The sequence below is a fragment of the Francisella opportunistica genome, from assembly GCF_003347135.1.
Lineage (GTDB): Bacteria > Pseudomonadota > Gammaproteobacteria > Francisellales > Francisellaceae > Francisella > Francisella opportunistica.
On sequence record NZ_CP022377.1, the window covers coordinates 53,754 to 70,582 of the forward strand.

Consider the following 16,829-nt stretch of genomic DNA (forward strand, 5'->3'; position numbering starts at 1 on the left):
ATTTGAACAAAAAAATACTATTTCTTGGGGTTGGTGGTATCGGAGTATCGGCTTTAGCTATTGCAGCTAAAAGGCTTGGTGCTGAGGTTGCTGGTTATGATAGTATCCCAAATAAATTAACAGCGAAACTTGAAGTTTTAGGAATAGTGATATTTACTAGCCCTAGTGGTATTGATGTTGCAAATTATGACATTGTTGTATATTCAAGTGCTATAGTTAGTAGTCATCCTTTGTTGTCACAAGCTCGAACTCTAGGAATACAGTGTTTACAAAGAGCGATGTTTTTAGCTGTTTTAATGAAAGACTTTAGCTATAGTCTCGCGGTTACAGGCACACATGGCAAAACAACTACCTCAAGTATTTTGGCAACACTACTCTGTCAATTAGATAAACATAGTAGTTTTGTTGTTGGTGGAGTGGTTAAATATGCAGATTCAAATATACAAGTTAATGGTACTGATAAACTAATTATCGAAGCTGATGAAAGTGATGCTTCATTTCTCTATCTAAGCCCGCAGGTGGCGATAGTTACTAATATCGATTTAGATCATATGGCAACTTATAATAATAATTATCAAAATTTACTTGAGAACTTTGCAAACTTTATTGGTAAAGAGAGTGTAAAAAGTATTTATTTATGCGCCGATGATAAGGGATGTAGAAATTTATTAGCTAAATATACTTTATTAGATAAAAATATTACACTCTATGGTTTCTCTGCTAACGCTGATGCACAAATTTATGATTATTATATTGGCGATGAACTAACTTGTTTTAAAATTAGCTATAAAGGGAATAACTTAAGCTTTAAGCTTCAGCTACCAGGTAGATATAATGTCCAAAATGCGACAGCTTGTATTATTGCTTGTCTTGACTTAGGGTTTAAATATGAGGATATTAGCAAGGCGCTAGTTACAGTCGCCGGAGTAGCAAGGCGATTTGATATCTATACAAAGTTAATCTCAGGGCATCAAGTAACTGTTATTGATGACTATGGACATCACCCTGTTGAGGTCGCTAATAGTTTAAGTGCAGTTAGGGATAAATATCCGAATAAGAAGATTATTCATGTTTTTCAGCCACATCGATATACACGTAATAGAGATTTACTAAAAGATTGGCCAAAAGCTCTTTCATTGGCAGATCAGCTAATTTTATTACCGACATACTCAGCAGGTGAACAAGTTATAAAAGGTGCAGAGAGTCATGATATTGTTAAAGGATTATCTGAATATCTACTTGCTGATAGTTTTGATTATGCAATATTCTTTTTAGAAGAGCTGGTTGATGATGATACGGTTATATTGATCCAAGGTGCAGGAGATGTTACAAAATTAGTGGAGATGTTGGGTGAATAATTTAGAAAAAGCAACTCTATATGTTGTTGCTACACCTATAGGTAATTTGGAGGATATCACTTATCGAGCATTAAATATTTTAAGCAGTGTTGATATAATCCTAGCAGAGGATACCCGTGTCACAGCAAAGCTTTTAGCAAGCTTTAATATCCGTAATAACCAGAAGTTAGTTTCGTGCCATGATTTTAATGAAGAGTCGCGTGTGCAATATGTCAAGGAGCTTCTTGATGCAGCTAAGATTGTTGCCTTAGTAAGCGATGCAGGGACACCGTTAATTTCTGATCCTGGTTATAAGATAGTAGCAAGTTTGCGTAAAGAAAACTATAAAGTTGTGCCAATACCAGGGGTAAGTGCAGTGATTACTGCTTTATCAGCAGCGGGTTTGCCTTCAGATAGTTTTATCTTTAAAGGTTTCTTGTCAGCTAAGCAGAGCAAAAGGCACCAACAGATTCGTGAATTCCAGCAGGCAAATACAACGGTAATATTATATGAGTCAGTACATAGAATAAGCTATCTTTTAGAAGATTTGTTAGAGCTTATGCCTAATAGTAACATTGTTGTGGCAAAAGAGCTTACTAAACAATTTGAGAATTTTGTTTTTGGCTCAGTACAAAAGGTTTATGATTATTTTCAAGCCAATCAAGATACTCTAAGAGGTGAATTTGTGGTAATTATTGACTGTAATTTTGATAGTGATGTAAATGATAGTAATAATCTGAAAATAGATGTCGATGAGCTTCTAAAAGATTTGCTTGATGAGATGCCGCTTAACAAAGCTGTAAAATTAGTTACCAAAATTACTGGAGCTAAGAAAAACATTGTTTATGAGAAAGCATTAAAGCTCAGAGATTAGTTTGATTTAAGTTTGTGTTTTCTAGCTTACTATAAAAGCCAGCTAAAAATTGCTTTTTAGCAATATTGTTTTTAAGAACACTATATTCTGAACTATATAGCAAAGTCCCGATGATATAGCTAATCTCGGCAACTTGCTGTGCTGAGAGCTTGTATTTCTGTCCTTCTAAACCTGCTTTCATTCCCTTAATAAACTCCTCTTTATCAATAATGTTTGATGCCGAACAATTGTTGGGAATTTCAAAAAAGTTATAACCTAAGCTATAGCTATACTGAGTATTAGTGATTTGTTGAGGTAAAGACTTTGGATTAGAGCTAAGTAGCTGGTTTAATCTATCTTTTGCGATAAGTTCGTATTGTGGCTTAAGCTGATGATAATGATCATATACCCCTTGTAAAACTGTTTGAGGATTATAGTGAATATTTTCTGGCTTAGGACTAAAGAGGGAACCTTTTTTTAAACTATTTGCTCCAGTTATATACCCCATGCAAAAACTTATCTTATTCTTATCAATAACTTTGGTAGCTAAGTTCTCTGAGTTATTAGAGATTTTATCATTGATACCGTTATAGATTTCAGCTAATAAGTATTTTTGCTTGGTACCACTTATGGTTTGCTGTTTAAACTTAGCTGCTACTGTCTCACCTTTGTCATAGTAGCTAGTAGTTTGAGTATTTGTTTGCGAGCAAATTCCTAGTGAAGAGACTAACAGAGAAAGTACTATAACTATAATTGTTAAAAATCTTATTAGCATAAGGAAAATACTCCTTTATGTTAAATAATTATTTTGTTGTTATACTATAAACACAAATTTTAAAAAAGAATACTCTATGTTACAGCGTGGATTGTATACCCTAAAGCAGATATTTAAGTATCGAAAAGAGCTATACGGATTATCACGAGGTTATCTTATTGATAGCGTTATAGACTTATCTGCTAAGTTGCTAAAGCAACAAGGAATTAACTATTTAGCACTAGATTTTGATGGTGTTTTAGCAAGTCATGGTAAGCCTGAAATGCATCCTGAGGTTATGTTTTGGCTTAACAATTTTGTTACTGAATTTCCCCAAGAGAGAATATTTATCCTTTCAAATAAACCAACCCAAGCTAGGCTGGAATATTTTAATACTAATTTTCCTAAAATAAGGTTTATTGCTGGAGTAGCAAAAAAACCATACCCGGATGGACTTAATAAAATAATCCAACTAGTAAACTGTCAAGCAAAAGAGTTAGCTCTTGTTGATGATAGACTACTTACTGGCTGTCTGGCGTGTTTAATTGCTGGTTGCTATCCAATACTTGTCACTAAACCTTATATAGATACAGACAACTATACTAAAGAGGAGAAATTCTTTAAATTTTTACGCTATAGTGAACAAAAAATCTTTCTATAAATTTTAATCTCTAGTATTTTATTTGAATATTACTTAACATTATATATATTAGCTTTAAATTTAAATTTATTTATGAAAAAAAATATTCTATTAGTAATTTTACTATCGCTGTGGTGTAATGCTTTTGCAAATCCCACATTCACCCAAAAATTTTTTAGTTCTTATGATCCATCGTTAGATAGCAGTTTTGCCTATAAAAATGATGATTATCGTGATGATGCTAAAATAGAGAAATATGATCATAAATTTAGTAAAGATGACTCAGATAATTATAATTGTGCCTTTGATGGTTCTGGTCAAATAAGATGTGGTGATTATAAGATTAAACAACCTCAATATAGCGATACTGATGTAGTGAAAAAGGTAAAAGCACACTATAAAAAATTACAAGATGTTAAAAACGTTACTAAAGGTGACGATTTTAATTGTGCTCTAGATAATAAAGATGATGTGTATTGTTGGGGTAGTAATAAAAGAGGTCAGCTAGGTAGTGAGACTAGTAAGAGTAAAATAAAAAATCCTTTAAGAATTGATATTGATAATAATATTAATTTCAAGAAAGTATATACAAAAGCACACTATGCTTGTGCGTTAGATGAAAATGGATATGCATATTGTTGGGGCGATGGTAGTAATGGTGAGGTTGGCAATGGTGAAAAAGGACGCTTTGCAACTCCGCAGAAAGTCAAAACTGATATCCAATTTAGTAGACTAAGTATGGCAAGAACCTATACTTGTGGTGTAGCTAAACAGACGAATGAAATCTACTGTTGGGGTAAAAGTAAAAAGGGTCAGACTAACCTTAACTCTGCAATACCTGTTAAGATATAAGCGATGATTCAAGATTCTAAGCAATTCCTGACAAACTCAAGAAAATCCAAAATATTAGATGAAATTATTAATCAGTTTGAGAATTGTGATGAATTTATTATAAGTGTCGCGTTCGTCACTTTTAGTGGTGTTGTATGTATCTTAGAGACATTACGTCAACTGAGAGCTAAAGGTATAAAAGGTAAAATTCTCACCGGTTGTTATTTAAATTTTACTGAACCAAAAGCACTTGAGAAACTCCTTGAGTTTGATAATATTGAGTTAAAAATCCTTAATGATGAAAACTTTCATGCTAAGGGCTTCTTTTTTCGTAGTAAAGATAGTTGGCAGATTATTCTTGGTAGTTCAAATCTAACTCAATCAGCTCTTACTATTAATAATGAATGGAATTTGCTTTTTAAGACAACTTTAGCTGATATAACAACACAACAAATTCTTGCTGAATTTGATTATCTTTTTGCTAAAGCAAAATATCCTAGCGATATCTTAGATGAGTATATTCAGATATATCAGCGCGCTAGTAAGTTAGCTAGTACAAGTATTGATCGTATAAGTCATAGAATACAGCCAAATAAAATCCAACATGAGGCGCTTGAAAGTTTACAGCGGTTAAGAGATAACGGCAAAAACAAGGCTTTAATAATCAGTGCTACTGGTACAGGTAAGACTTTTCTAAGTGCTTTTGATGTTGCAAGGGTTAAGCCAAAAAGATGTTTGTTTGTCGTACATCGTACAAATATTGCTGCAAAAGCAAAAGAAACTTTTGCTGAAGTTATTAGTGATAAAACTTTAGGCTTGTATACAGGTGGTAATAAAACTTCAGCAGAGTATTTATTTGCCACAATACAGACACTTAAAAACCCAAAATTTTTGGCCATTTTCAAAAACCAAGAATTTGACTATATAATTATCGATGAAGTTCATCATGCTGAAGCTGAAAGTTACAAAAAGGTTTTAGCACACTTTGAGCCAAAATTTCTGCTTGGATTGACAGCTACTCCAGAGCGTAATGATGGTGCTGATATATTTAAATTATTTGATTATAATATTGCCTATGAAATTAGACTTCATCAAGCCCTAGAGCAAGATTTGTTATGTCCGTTTCATTATTTTGCTGTTGAAGATTTGTATCTTGAATCCGAAGAGATTCTAGCCAAAAACTTTACTAAATTGGTTAGTGATGCACGTGTTGAACATATTGTTGAAAAGGTTAATTTTTATGGTTATAGTGGTCAAGCTAGAGCGGCATTAATGTTTGTGAGTAATGTAAGTGAAGCAAAAGAGCTTGCAACCAAACTTAGTGATAAAGGGATAAAGGCTAAAGCATTATCAAGTCAAGATTCTGAGCAGATCCGACAAACAACTATAGCACAACTTGAGAGTGGCCAGCTTGAGATTATTGTAACAGTTGATATTTTTAATGAAGGTGTTGATATCCCGTGTCTTAATCAGATTATCCTTTTAAGACCAACCCAAAGTGTTATAGTCTATATCCAGCAGCTAGGAAGAGGCTTGCGTAAATATCAAGGTAAGAAATTTGTTGTGATCCTTGATTTTATCGCAAACTATACTAATAACTTTCTTGTTACTGTAGCTTTAAGTGGTGATAATAGTTACGATAAAGATGAGCTTAAAAAGTTTGTTGTATCACCAAATAATTACTTAGCTGGTAAAAGTACCATAACCTTTAGTAATATTGCCAAAGAAATTATTTATAAAAATATTCAAAAGACAAACTTCTCACAGCTAAAGAATATCAAAAGAGACTACGCTCAGCTTAAAAAAGAGCTTGGTAGAATTCCAAGTTTAGTAGATTTTCAGCAGTATAATTTTATTTCACCTGCGGTTATTTTATCTACCAAAGACACTTACTATGATGTTTTAAAGGCGTTTAAAGAAGACGTTACTAATTTAGATATACGTCAATACAATATTTTGAAATTTATCTCAAAAGAGTTTACTCCAGCAAAAAGGCTTTATGAAATATTAATTTTAGAAGAGCTTTTAGAGTCCAAATCTATGAGTATATCTCAACTTGAATCTGTATTAAGAGATAAATTGCCTGATTTTGAAAAGGCTAGTTTTTCTAATGCCTTGTTACATTTATCTTTGCGGATATTTACCGTTAATGCAGGTAGACAAGATTATGAGCCGTTGATATCAGTAAATACGCATGAGGTTAGATTGCTAGTTGCTGATTTAATAATTGAGAATAGATTTTTGTATAATCAAATTATCGATCTAATAAGATATAATAAACTGATTTATACCAAAAAATATAGCCAAAATAAATCCCATGGGTTGGCAATGTACGCAAAATATACTAAAAAAGAAATCGCCCATTTGCTTAATCAAGACTATACCAATGGTGGTGTCAACCTTGCGGGCTATAGAGCTTTTGGCAGTAAAGTACTTTTATTTATGACATTTGATGAGGGTAAAAAGTTCGGTGTATATGATAATAAATTTATCTCGCAACAGGCTTTTTCATATTATTCTAAAGTAGCAAAGACACTTAATGACCCTTTAGAAAAAGCACTTGCTGAGAATAGCTATCAAAGTTATGTTTTTGCTAGAGTAAACAAGCAAGATAGTTATTTTTTTCTAGGTTTGGTATCTAAATGCTTAGAGGCTAAAGAGTTAAATACTAGCAAAAAACTTGTTAGCTATAACTTTGAACTAGAAAAACCAGTCCCTAAACAAATTTGGCAATATTTTAAGACAATCTATAAAAATAAAAATTGATGTTTAATTAAATGCTTTTTTATTTTTGTTTGTTATAATGGAAATTAGAAGGAAGAATAAATTGGGAGAATCCTAATGGCGTACAAAAAAGTTTTATTAGCAGTAAATGTCTACGAAAATGCTGATATCGTGATTAACTCGGCAGTAGATTTTGCTAAAAAAAATAACACTCAAGTTTTAAAAGTTGTCACAGTTATTGACTGTGTCGCTCCATTTGCACCATCAATCGTTGATTTTCAGTACTCTATCGAACAAGATGCAAAAGAAGCTTTAGATAAGTTAGTTGCTAAAATCTCAGGAATTGAAGTTGAGCATGAAGTATTAGTTGGTAACCCAGCAGCAGAAATAGTTGCTTATGCAGAAGAAAGTGGTTGTGATGTTATCGTTTTGGGTTCTCATGCTACTCATGGTATTAATCTACTTTTAGGATCTGTAGCTAATGCAGTGTTGCATAAAGCTAAGTGTGATGTGCTGACTGTGAGAGTTAATGATGATGAAAATGCAGATAGCAAAGCACACAGCTACAAAAGATTGCTTGTGCCGACTGATCTTGAAAACGACTCTTGTGTTGTTGTCAATAAAGCAAAAGATGTTGCCAAGCTATATGGTGCAAAAATTGATACTGCTTTTGTAATACCAAATGACAGTATTTCACTAATGACTTATGAGACTGATAAAGTTGAGAGTGCACTTGAGAAGTTCGCTGAGAAAAATGCTATAACTGGTGAAAAATCAGTAATGATTGGTGGTATCTCAAATAGCTTATTAGAAAAAGCAGCAGAAAATAAAAATGATTTAATTGTTGTTGGAAGTCACAGAAGAGGTGCTATCGGTAGATTCTTCTTAGGTTCAACAGCAAATAGTATTTTGCATGAAGCAAATGTCGACGTTTTAGTTGTAAGACTTAAATAAATAGCTGTTTTTATTAACGCTAATGTCAAAAATAAATTCTAAAAAATATCTCTAAAATAATCTAAAAACTGTATTTTTAATCAAAAATATATTTAAATAAATCTACGATGTTTTGAAACTAATCTAGTTATGAAAAAATTATTAGTACTTATAGCAAGCTCTGCTGAGTGGTATGAGTTTACCGTGTATTCATTTTGTGCTGGCTATATCGGTGCGGCATTTTTCCCTGGTGATCCATTTGTTAAGTTTTTAGCAGCTTTTGGTGCCTTCGCTGCTGGATTTCTAGCACGCCCATTAGGAGGTATAATATTTGGTTATATTGGTGATAAAAAAAGTCGCTCTACTGCCTTAGCATTAGCAGCATTTTTTATGGGGGTGCCTACTGTTGGTATGGCATTGTTACCATCATATGCAGCTATAGGTATTTTAGCACCGTTATTACTTGTGGCGTTTAGAATATTACAAGGCATCGCAATAGGTGGGCAATATAGTGGTTCGGTTGTTATCTTAGTAGAAGCTGAATCTATGCTATACGCTAAGGCCAAAGCTGGTGTAAATGTTATTACTAGTGCCTTCGGTGGGATTTTATTAGCAATTGTGACATTCCAAATTATTAGATACTTTATACCTAACCAAGCTATGGTAAATGGTGGTTGGCGAATACTTTTTGGTATAGCAATTATACTGGTGGTGCTATCATTTTTTATTAAGCATAGCGGTGATGAGAAAAAACCACAAAAATCTGATATTAGCTTAACAAAAATTATATTCAAAAATTATAAAAGTTTAGTTTATATGATTTTGCTATGTTTTCCTGGTGCGGTTGTTGCTTATTTTCAGATTACAATTTTGCCGAATATCATCAAGCAAATTCTAAAACAACTAGATGTTAATGTTGCAATACTTACAACTATTAGTATTATAATGTTTATCATTACATGCAATATTGCTGCAAGACTGACAAAGTACTTTAAAATAAAAACTATTACAGCTTTTGGTTTAGTTTTGATGGTAGTACTATCATTGCCGATGTATGCTTTATATAAAGCAAATAATGATTTATTGATAGTTTTTTTCGTAGTGATGGGGGCGATATTTGGTATATTTTATGGCAATATTATGCTGTTATTTACAGAGTGCTTACCCAAAGAAATTCGCTATACAGGCTTTGCTTTAGCTTATAATATTGGTTTTGGCGTGTTTGGTGGTCTATTGCCATTCCTATGCTTTTTCCTTGCTAAAGCTGTATCTGACTATATGGCGGTTGGGATGATAGCTATCAGTGCCATAGTTGGCCTAATAACATTATATAAGTTTGAGCCAGAAAACCTTAAAAATTCGCTAATAAACAGCAAATAACTTTAAAAAAACTAACTATTTCGTAGGCATTATTTATGAATCATTACTTTTTAAATGAAAGCTGTTTTATCTATAATATTAGTGACAAGTTGTGTTTAGAGGATAACCTTAAAATTTTAAATATTTACCAGTATTTTAATAAAGATACTAGTTTTTGTCGTAAGTTTGCTATTTACGATATTGTTCCAGCATATAACTCGATAGCTTTTCACTTTGATTTTCAGGATATTTATGGTTTGGAAAGAGCTATTTTAGCTAAAATTAGAAATATAGATCTTAGTGCTAGTATCGAGGCAAAAAGACATTATATCGATGTCAGTTATACTGGAGCGGATTTGCACAGTGCAGCTGAAATACTTGGTTTAGAGGTTGCCGAGATTATAAAAAGGCATACTCAGGTTGAATACCATATTGCAATGCTAGGATTTAAGCCATATTTCCCATATTTACTAGGGTTAGATCAAAGCCTAAGCTTGCCGCGTTTAGCGACACCACGAAATAGAATTGCTGCAGGCTCAGTTGCAATTGGTGGCTCGCAAACTACAATCTTTCCAGAGCAGTCTCCAAGTGGCTGGAATATTATTGGAATATCTGATTTCAAAGATTTTGCTAAATTTAGTGCTGGTGATAAAATAATTTTTAGGGAGAAGTGATGCTTTTAATAAATTGTGATTTAGGTGAGCGAGGCGTTGCGCATCCGCTTGATGATAAGCTTGTTGATTATATAGATATAGCAAATATAGCTTGTGGTGGGCACGCAGGAGATAAGACAAGCGTTAATTATTACGTAAACCTTTGCAGAGAGAAAAATGTCAAGATTACAGCCCATATCTCATACCCAGACAAAGAAAATTTTGGTAGAAAAGCGATTGATATTGATCATGTTACTTTATGTGAATCTTTTGATGAACAATTTGCGTTATTTGATAATAAGATTAAGGCTATAAAGCCACACGGAGCTTTATATAATCAGTTAAATGTTAAACAAGAACTAGCAAAAACCTTCATAGAGTGGTGTATTAAGAATGATGTAGATGAGCTGGTTGTTAGTCCTTTTGGCGTGGTCGCAGAATATGCTAAAGAAAAAGGTATAAAAACTATCAATGAGAGTTTTGCAGAAAGAGGCTATATGCTTGATAATCATAATAATCCGATGCTAATACCTCGAGGTCAGGCAAATGCTGAGATTGATGGTGTGCAATTAGCTGTAGAGCAGTATAATCAGCTCAAACAAGGATTTATTAAAATTGCTGGCGTCAAGATTAATTTTGAATCTCAAACTATATGTATACATTCAGATAGCAATATAGCCTTAGAGTTAGCACAACAGTTGTATAAAAATAAAGGTTAAGTTTATGCAAGATATTTTCTCAACTAAAGGTGGCTTGGTCTTTGCTGTTTCACTACGTCAATATGGCTCACAAGATAAAGGTATATCGCCCCAAGGTGCTCAAGATCAGCTTAGTTTTATTACAGCTTATAATCTTGTTGGTAAGCCTAGTAATTTTCAAGCTATCGAGATGATCTATCCAGCAGAAATTACAGCTAACCAAGACGCTTTAGTTTGCCTATGTGGTGCTAGCTATGAAGAAACTTATATAGATGCCCATGAAAAAGTCAGCTACAACCAAGTTTTCGTGCTTGGCAAAGGGCAGAAGCTAGAGTTTAAAGGTATAAAGAAAGGTTTTCGTACGCTTGTTTTTGCAGTTAGAGCTGAGCCTCAAATACAAAGTTTAGTAGCTAAGACAAGGTTACCACAACTTACAAGTTATATAAGTGAGACTTATAGTAATAATCTGATAAGAGTGCTTAAAGGCCCAGAATACAATATTCTCAAAAATAATTCCTTCTTTGAAAACTCTTGGACTATCTCAGCAAATTCTAGTCAAATGGGCTTATCCCTAGACGGGGTTGCTTTAGCCACACAAAAAATAGAAATGATCTCCCAGCCTGTAACAGATGGTACTATACAATTAGCACCAAGTGGGCCCATAGTATTAATGCGACATCGTCAAACTGTCGGGGGCTATCCGCGTATAGCAAATGTTATCGCAGCAGACATTAACAAGCTATCGCAATTTGCACCTAATGCTAAAATTAAGTTTAAACTAGTAAGTTTAGATGAGGCAGTAAGAGAAAATACTAGAGTAAAGCAACTTATTGACTAAATGTTTTTCACTAAAACTTTAAATAGTTCAACTTACGCATTTAGGCTTTATCCTTAATTTTGTGCTAGTTCTAATCTAGCAGATTAATTAAGAATTTACACAATTATCTGGAAAGAGCCGAATTTTCATACAGGGAAATGGTCGTGGACGTTAATTAATTTGAGCATGAAATTTATGATCTCAAGTATGGATATTTTCGTTCCGAATTATTGTGAGCATGGAATATTTTATAATCTAAAATAATGTGAGCACGAAAACACTATAATCTCAAGCACTAACACTTAATTATAGCTAACTATACTAAAAAGTAGTACGTCATTCCGTCAGGCTTGACCACGGAATCTACTGAAATATCTTGGTTTTAAGCTATTTCAATTAGTACTACTTTTATGCCTAGTAGGCTATATTTGAAGGGACCTAAATTGAAGTATTTAATTCGTCTTCATAATTATTATATTCTTTATCACAACTTTGACAAATCCTTAATTTATCAAAATATTGTCTTTTGGGTGCGCAACAATCACAAAAATGTCCTAAACCACATATACGGCAATGATGCCTATGGTTCATAGAAACTTTTGTCTTACAAGTTAAACAATTATTTTTATTGGGAGTGCTCCACTCTTTTTTGGAATTTTTAGTAGATGTGATTTCATCTTCACCAGTTCCAGAAAAATAAATTATTAAATCCATAATATTGCTTTTAATGTCTTTTATGATTTATATATAAGATAATGTCCAAAAAACATAACTGAGATATTTCCTATTTGTAAAAATTTGTAATTTTTTGAATTAAGACATTATAGAAATAATGAAGAATTTTTTACGATAAAAATAGGCGTTGTTGCGTAACATAAATATTAGGTTATAATTAAATTAAGGAATACTCTAATAGATACCGTCAAGTTAAGTAATTGATCCTTTCAAAAGTAGTTTCACTTTTTTTTAGAAACAGTAGACCTCTTTAGCTGCTTGTTGCCATATATTCATAGCTTCATTAAACTTATGTTTTTGTATAGAGGCTGAGTTTTTATATCTATCTAGCTACTGGTACTGCAAATATATTTCTAACTCACCTTACGCAAGATTTGTAATTTAAGATAAAAAGCTTAAGCTATATAATCATGTATTGGTTAATTTAAGAAAAGAAAGAGAATCTTTTAGATTTATATACGGATTATCTGAGAAGTCAGACTAATCAAGCAACAGTGACGAAGCTATCAGATATATTAGATAATGAAATATCACAATGATAAAATCACAAGTTTTTTGAGAGATTTAGATTTTACAAGCTTAGAGCTATGGAAGTACGCGAAGCCTCTAGTTAGGAAATATAATACAGAACAAGATGTTTTGTGTCTAGGACACTATTAGTGAAAAGCCAAGTACAGATGAGAATGATATAGTATGTTAGCATTATTCCCATGCAAGTTCATCGCATGTAAAAGGGATCAATATAGTTTCTTGTATGCTTGTCTCATCAAACCTATCAATTCCTATAGGCTATGAGATAGTTAAAAAAGATCAAAGCTATTTTGATAAAAACCCAGAGAAACCATACTTTTGCTCTTTAATAGCTTTTTGTAAACTAGAAATGTTAAAAATAAAAACATCTTTAAATTATTTTGCTTTGAAGTATAAATTGATAGTTAAAACAAACGCTATCGCTTTAAAGGAAGTAAGAAAAATTAAAAACCAAATAAATTTCGCGTAAGGTGAGTAAATAGTTGCTTTTTTACTTTAAAATATACGACTTTTTATAAAAAAACACTAAATTTAGAATTAAGGGATAGATTATATTTTAGATTGGTGTATAAAAGCAATATTTTTTTAGATATTTTTTTTAAAATGATTTCTTGTTGTTATTCTTTATTTTTTTGTTATAAACTTTGAACTGTTAACATACTCAAAAAAATATAATTAAGTAGTTAGGAGATTATATAAATGCTACGTAAGCTGGTTAAAAGTTTGATTCCAAGTCAAGATAAGATATTTTTTGAATTAATGACACAGGCAACAGAGACAGTAGAAGATTCAGCAAGAATTCTCGATAAGTTAGTTAAAGAAGAGGATAATTTGACTATTTCTGAACTATCAGAAGAGCTAAGGTTGACAAGATCAGTAACAGTTGAAATAGCTAATAAAATGGATCATGAATTAGCACGCTATTTTGTGACACCTGTTGATAGAGTAGAGCTACATAATATCACTACCTTACTTCTAAAGTTAAATAAAAGAATTGTTAAAATTCATAGATATATGCAGATTTTGATGGAAGAAGAAAGAGGTAATGTAAATATATATCTAGCTAATAGTGTCGAAACACTGCGTAAAATGACAAAAGTTTTAGATGATATGATGAAAGCTTTTGTTAATGGCAATCATAAAGAGCTTAAAAACCTTTACATAAGACTTACAGCTTTAGATGAAAATGTATTAGAAGAGCTAGGTCATGCACTTAAGAAATTCTCTCACTATGAGGAAGGTGATGTAATCTTTATTATGAAAGTTAAAGATATATATAAAGCTATAGAAAGTGCGATATCTACATGCACATCAGTAGCTGAATCTATTATGAGATTATATGTTAAAGAAGTTTAATCAATAAGGTAGATAAGATGATTACATCAGTGCTTATAGCCATTATTGTAATAGCATTATTTTTTGAGTTTACAAATGGCTTTCATGATGCAGCAAATGTGGTAGCAACACCTATTGCAACTAAATCGCTGACTCCATATCAGGCAATAGCTTTAGCAGCCTTTTTTAACTTTTTGGGAGCTTTCTTTGGTACAGCAGTTGCCTCAACCATATCAAAAGGTCTAGTAGATACTAATGTCGTTACGGATATCGTCTTGATTTCTGCATTACTTGGAGCGATAAGTTGGAACTTCTTTACTTGGAGCTTTGGTATCCCTTCAAGTTCATCGCATGCTTTGATAGGCTCTTTAGTTGGTGCTGTGATTATTAGCTCAAGCTATCATAATGTTAACTATATGACCGTAGTTAATAAAGTTTTGATTCCAATGGTGAGTTCGCCTATTATAGCATTCTTTTTGGCGTTGATAATATGTATCATGTTGCTAAATATTTTCATGAGATTTTTTAGAGTTAGAACAACAAATAAATATATAAGAGAGATGCAAGTTTTATCTACAAGCTTGTTATCCTTCTCTCATGGTTCTAATGATGCACAAAAAACAATGTCAATAATAACTTTAGCGCTACTAAGTGCTGGGCTTGTCAATTCTACACAGGTTCCAGATTGGGTTATTATACTCTGTGGTGTTGCTATGGGACTAGGGACTTTATCTGGTGGTAAAAAGATAATTAAAACATTAAGTGCCAAGCTATCAAAACTAGAGCCTGTTAATGCGGTTTCAGCAGAGTTAAGTTCGGGAATCTTAGTATTAGGAGCTTCACATATTGGTTTACCGGTTAGTACAACTCAAGTTGCATCAGGCTCTATTATGGGTGCTGGTTACGCTGATTCAGGAGTGAATTGGAAAGTTGTCAAAAAAATGGCAACCGCATGGATTTTAACTATTCCAGCGTGTATAGTTGTTACTAGCATAATATATACTATACTTTACTATATCTTTGGTTCCTTCTAAGTAAATCTTGTGATAAAAAACTTCTCTTAAAACACAAAAAGATTATAATTTAAGCTTATTTTAAAATTACTACTAATCTAAATGCAAACAAAAATAAATAAGCTTATGGTGTTTATCCATTGGGCTACAGTCATCCTTATAATTTTAGCCTTTACCTCAATAGAGTTTAGAAGTATTTTTGGTAAAAATACATTATTCCATGATGTTATGAAGACATCGCATTTATACATAGGGTTTTTAGTACTATTTTTGACTATTTTACGTTTAGTTATAAGAAAGTTTGTTGTGTTTCCAATTATTGGTCAGCGACTTTTATATACTAAATTTAGGGCAATAGTTGCTAAACTTGTCCATGGTTTTCTGTATATATGGTTAATAACTATGCCGTTATTGGGTTGGTGTATAATAAGTGCTAAAGGAACTTATACAATTCCATTTGGTTTACCATCAATCACGCCAGTTTTATCAAAAGCTGATGTTGTCAAAATTAAAGATATCCATGAGATTTTCGCATATATTGGTCTAGCTGTGATATTTGTGCATGCGACAGTGGCTATTACAGAATATTATATTTTAAGGGTGAGGTTTAAGAAATAAAGCGTATTATTGATATTGAAGTTGTATCTTTTTGATAACTGATCTAACGATTTTTAGGAGTTCAACTTTATATTTAGAATGTTTATAGACAAGTATTAAATTAGGCTCTAATGGAAATTCTATTTCAAATCCTTCTATTTTTACGACACTGTCACAGTCTTTTAGTAAAGCGTCATAGTAAAACTTTGGCATAAAGCCAATGGTATTTTCATTCTTAAGTAGGTTAGCTTTTTGTATTTCATTATCAACAGTAAACATAATCTTATCAAGATTAAGTTTATAATAGTTATTTCCATGTTTGAATTCGTTAATTCCTAGAGAAAAATCATATCTGTTAAAAACAAGAGGTGCTTCGAGAACTTTTTCAGGATTACTGTGTAAATCTTTTACAAATTCTCTATTTCCATACACATAAGCTGGTAGTTTAACTGCATCTACAGATGAACAAACTATCCAATCATCTAAGTCTAGATGCTCAAGGTGTTTATTAAATATTTGTATAACGTTATAAGAATCAAATTGAAACTGACTACCATTAAGATTATCAACTTGGTAACTATCGAGTGCAAAGTTAAAGGCACCATTATTTATCTGCTGTATTTGTGGTAAAGCTAAATCGATTATTATTTTGGTAAATAAATGTGTGCCGAGTATTTTTATCGATTGGCGCTGTCTAAAGCCACTTTGCTTTACATTATGGATGGTATTTTCAAGATCGCTAAATATTTTGTTACAAGAGTGAAAGTATTTCATACCATCATTAGTAGGAGATATGCGATTTTGTACATTTCTAATAAGTTTAAGATCAAGATAGTTTTCAAGTATTCCTAGCTTATTTTTTATGGTATTTAACTCAACGTTATAGTATTTTTTCACCGAGCTATATGAACCTAACTCTACTAGTTTGAGAAAATAGCGAGTTGCTTCAATTATATCTTTATGGATAGTGCTCATTGGATGTGCTTTATATATTTAGCCTATTACTTATCATAACATCA

The 16,829-nt window shown here is 32.2% G+C and carries 16 protein-coding genes and 1 pseudogene; 14 read left to right on the forward strand and 3 right to left on the reverse strand.

The features are described 5' to 3' along the window. Positions 1-2 precede the first annotated feature (2 nt). Positions 3-1,358, forward strand: coding sequence for a UDP-N-acetylmuramate--L-alanine ligase (gene murC / locus CGC45_RS00235; protein WP_071628421.1), 1,356 nt, complete (start codon positions 3-5; stop codon positions 1,356-1,358). Next, entirely contained in the window at positions 1,351-2,211 is an 861-nt protein-coding gene (gene rsmI, locus CGC45_RS00240; RefSeq protein WP_071628422.1) for a 16S rRNA (cytidine(1402)-2'-O)-methyltransferase, read from the forward strand. The genes murC and rsmI overlap by 8 nt, the downstream gene beginning before the upstream one ends. On the opposite strand, the gene CGC45_RS00245 is transcribed toward rsmI, so the two are convergent. Further along, on the reverse strand, positions 2,201-2,698 hold the full coding sequence (locus CGC45_RS00245) for a hypothetical protein (RefSeq protein ID WP_084387459.1): 498 nt from the start codon (positions 2,696-2,698) through the stop codon (positions 2,201-2,203). The two genes, rsmI and CGC45_RS00245, sit on opposite strands and share 11 nt — an antisense overlap. 343 nt (positions 2,699-3,041) lie before the next feature. On the opposite strand from CGC45_RS00245, the gene CGC45_RS00250 reads away from it, so the two are divergent. The 8 genes from CGC45_RS00250 to CGC45_RS00285 all read left to right on the forward strand — a co-directional run bounded on the left by CGC45_RS00250 (position 3,042) and on the right by CGC45_RS00285 (position 11,620). Next, a complete protein-coding gene (locus CGC45_RS00250) occupies positions 3,042-3,605 on the forward strand; it encodes a YqeG family HAD IIIA-type phosphatase (protein WP_071628424.1) in 564 nt (187 codons plus the stop codon). Between the two features lie 72 nt (positions 3,606-3,677). Then, positions 3,678-4,436, forward strand: a complete 759-nt coding sequence (locus CGC45_RS00255; RefSeq protein WP_071628425.1) for an RCC1 domain-containing protein — start codon at positions 3,678-3,680, stop codon at positions 4,434-4,436. 3 nt (positions 4,437-4,439) lie between these two features. Then, positions 4,440-7,181, forward strand: a complete 2,742-nt coding sequence (locus CGC45_RS00260; RefSeq protein WP_071628426.1) for a DUF3427 domain-containing protein — start codon at positions 4,440-4,442, stop codon at positions 7,179-7,181. A gap of 75 nt (positions 7,182-7,256) precedes the next feature. Continuing rightward, positions 7,257-8,093, forward strand: a complete 837-nt coding sequence (locus CGC45_RS00265) for a universal stress protein (protein ID WP_071628427.1) — start codon at positions 7,257-7,259, stop codon at positions 8,091-8,093. Positions 8,094-8,222: 129 nt separating this feature from the next. Further along, positions 8,223-9,452: an MFS transporter gene (locus tag CGC45_RS00270; protein WP_071628428.1), complete on the forward strand. Its 1,230-nt coding sequence runs from the start codon at positions 8,223-8,225 to the stop codon at positions 9,450-9,452. Between the two features lie 35 nt (positions 9,453-9,487). Continuing rightward, positions 9,488-10,105, forward strand: a complete 618-nt coding sequence (locus CGC45_RS00275; RefSeq protein WP_071628429.1) for a 5-oxoprolinase subunit B family protein — start codon at positions 9,488-9,490, stop codon at positions 10,103-10,105. Continuing rightward, positions 10,105-10,803 (forward strand): 5-oxoprolinase subunit PxpA, encoded by a 699-nt coding sequence (locus CGC45_RS00280; RefSeq protein ID WP_071628430.1) that lies wholly within the window; start codon positions 10,105-10,107, stop codon positions 10,801-10,803. Before CGC45_RS00275 ends, CGC45_RS00280 begins: the two co-directional genes overlap by 1 nt. A 4-nt stretch (positions 10,804-10,807) precedes the next feature. Beyond that, the gene (locus CGC45_RS00285; protein WP_071628431.1) at positions 10,808-11,620 is read left to right on the forward strand and encodes a 5-oxoprolinase subunit C family protein; all 813 of its coding nucleotides are present in this window, start codon (positions 10,808-10,810) and stop codon (positions 11,618-11,620) included. A 417-nt stretch (positions 11,621-12,037) separates the two neighbouring features. On the opposite strand, the gene CGC45_RS00290 is transcribed toward CGC45_RS00285, so the two are convergent. Continuing rightward, positions 12,038-12,313, reverse strand: coding sequence for a PHD finger domain-containing protein (locus CGC45_RS00290; RefSeq protein ID WP_071628432.1), 276 nt, complete (start codon positions 12,311-12,313; stop codon positions 12,038-12,040). Positions 12,314-12,801: 488 nt separating this feature from the next. Between CGC45_RS00290 and CGC45_RS09565 the strand changes: the two are divergent. From CGC45_RS09565 to CGC45_RS00310, 4 genes and pseudogenes are all read left to right on the forward strand, one after another. Continuing rightward, positions 12,802-13,175: pseudogene (locus CGC45_RS09565) on the forward strand (IS701 family transposase); the annotation flags it as partial. A gap of 389 nt (positions 13,176-13,564) precedes the next feature. Continuing rightward, positions 13,565-14,221: a PhoU family transcriptional regulator gene (locus CGC45_RS00300; RefSeq protein ID WP_071628434.1), complete on the forward strand. Its 657-nt coding sequence runs from the start codon at positions 13,565-13,567 to the stop codon at positions 14,219-14,221. A 17-nt stretch (positions 14,222-14,238) separates the two neighbouring features. Continuing rightward, complete coding sequence (locus tag CGC45_RS00305; RefSeq protein ID WP_071628435.1) at positions 14,239-15,234, forward strand: inorganic phosphate transporter; 996 nt, start codon at positions 14,239-14,241, stop codon at positions 15,232-15,234. Positions 15,235-15,315: 81 nt separating this feature from the next. After that, entirely contained in the window at positions 15,316-15,831 is a 516-nt protein-coding gene (locus tag CGC45_RS00310) for a cytochrome b (RefSeq protein WP_071628436.1), read from the forward strand. A gap of 6 nt (positions 15,832-15,837) precedes the next feature. Here the strand turns inward: CGC45_RS00310 and CGC45_RS00315 are convergent, their stop codons facing one another. Further along, positions 15,838-16,785, reverse strand: coding sequence for a LysR family transcriptional regulator (locus tag CGC45_RS00315; RefSeq protein ID WP_071628437.1), 948 nt, complete (start codon positions 16,783-16,785; stop codon positions 15,838-15,840). Positions 16,786-16,829 lie beyond the last annotated feature (44 nt).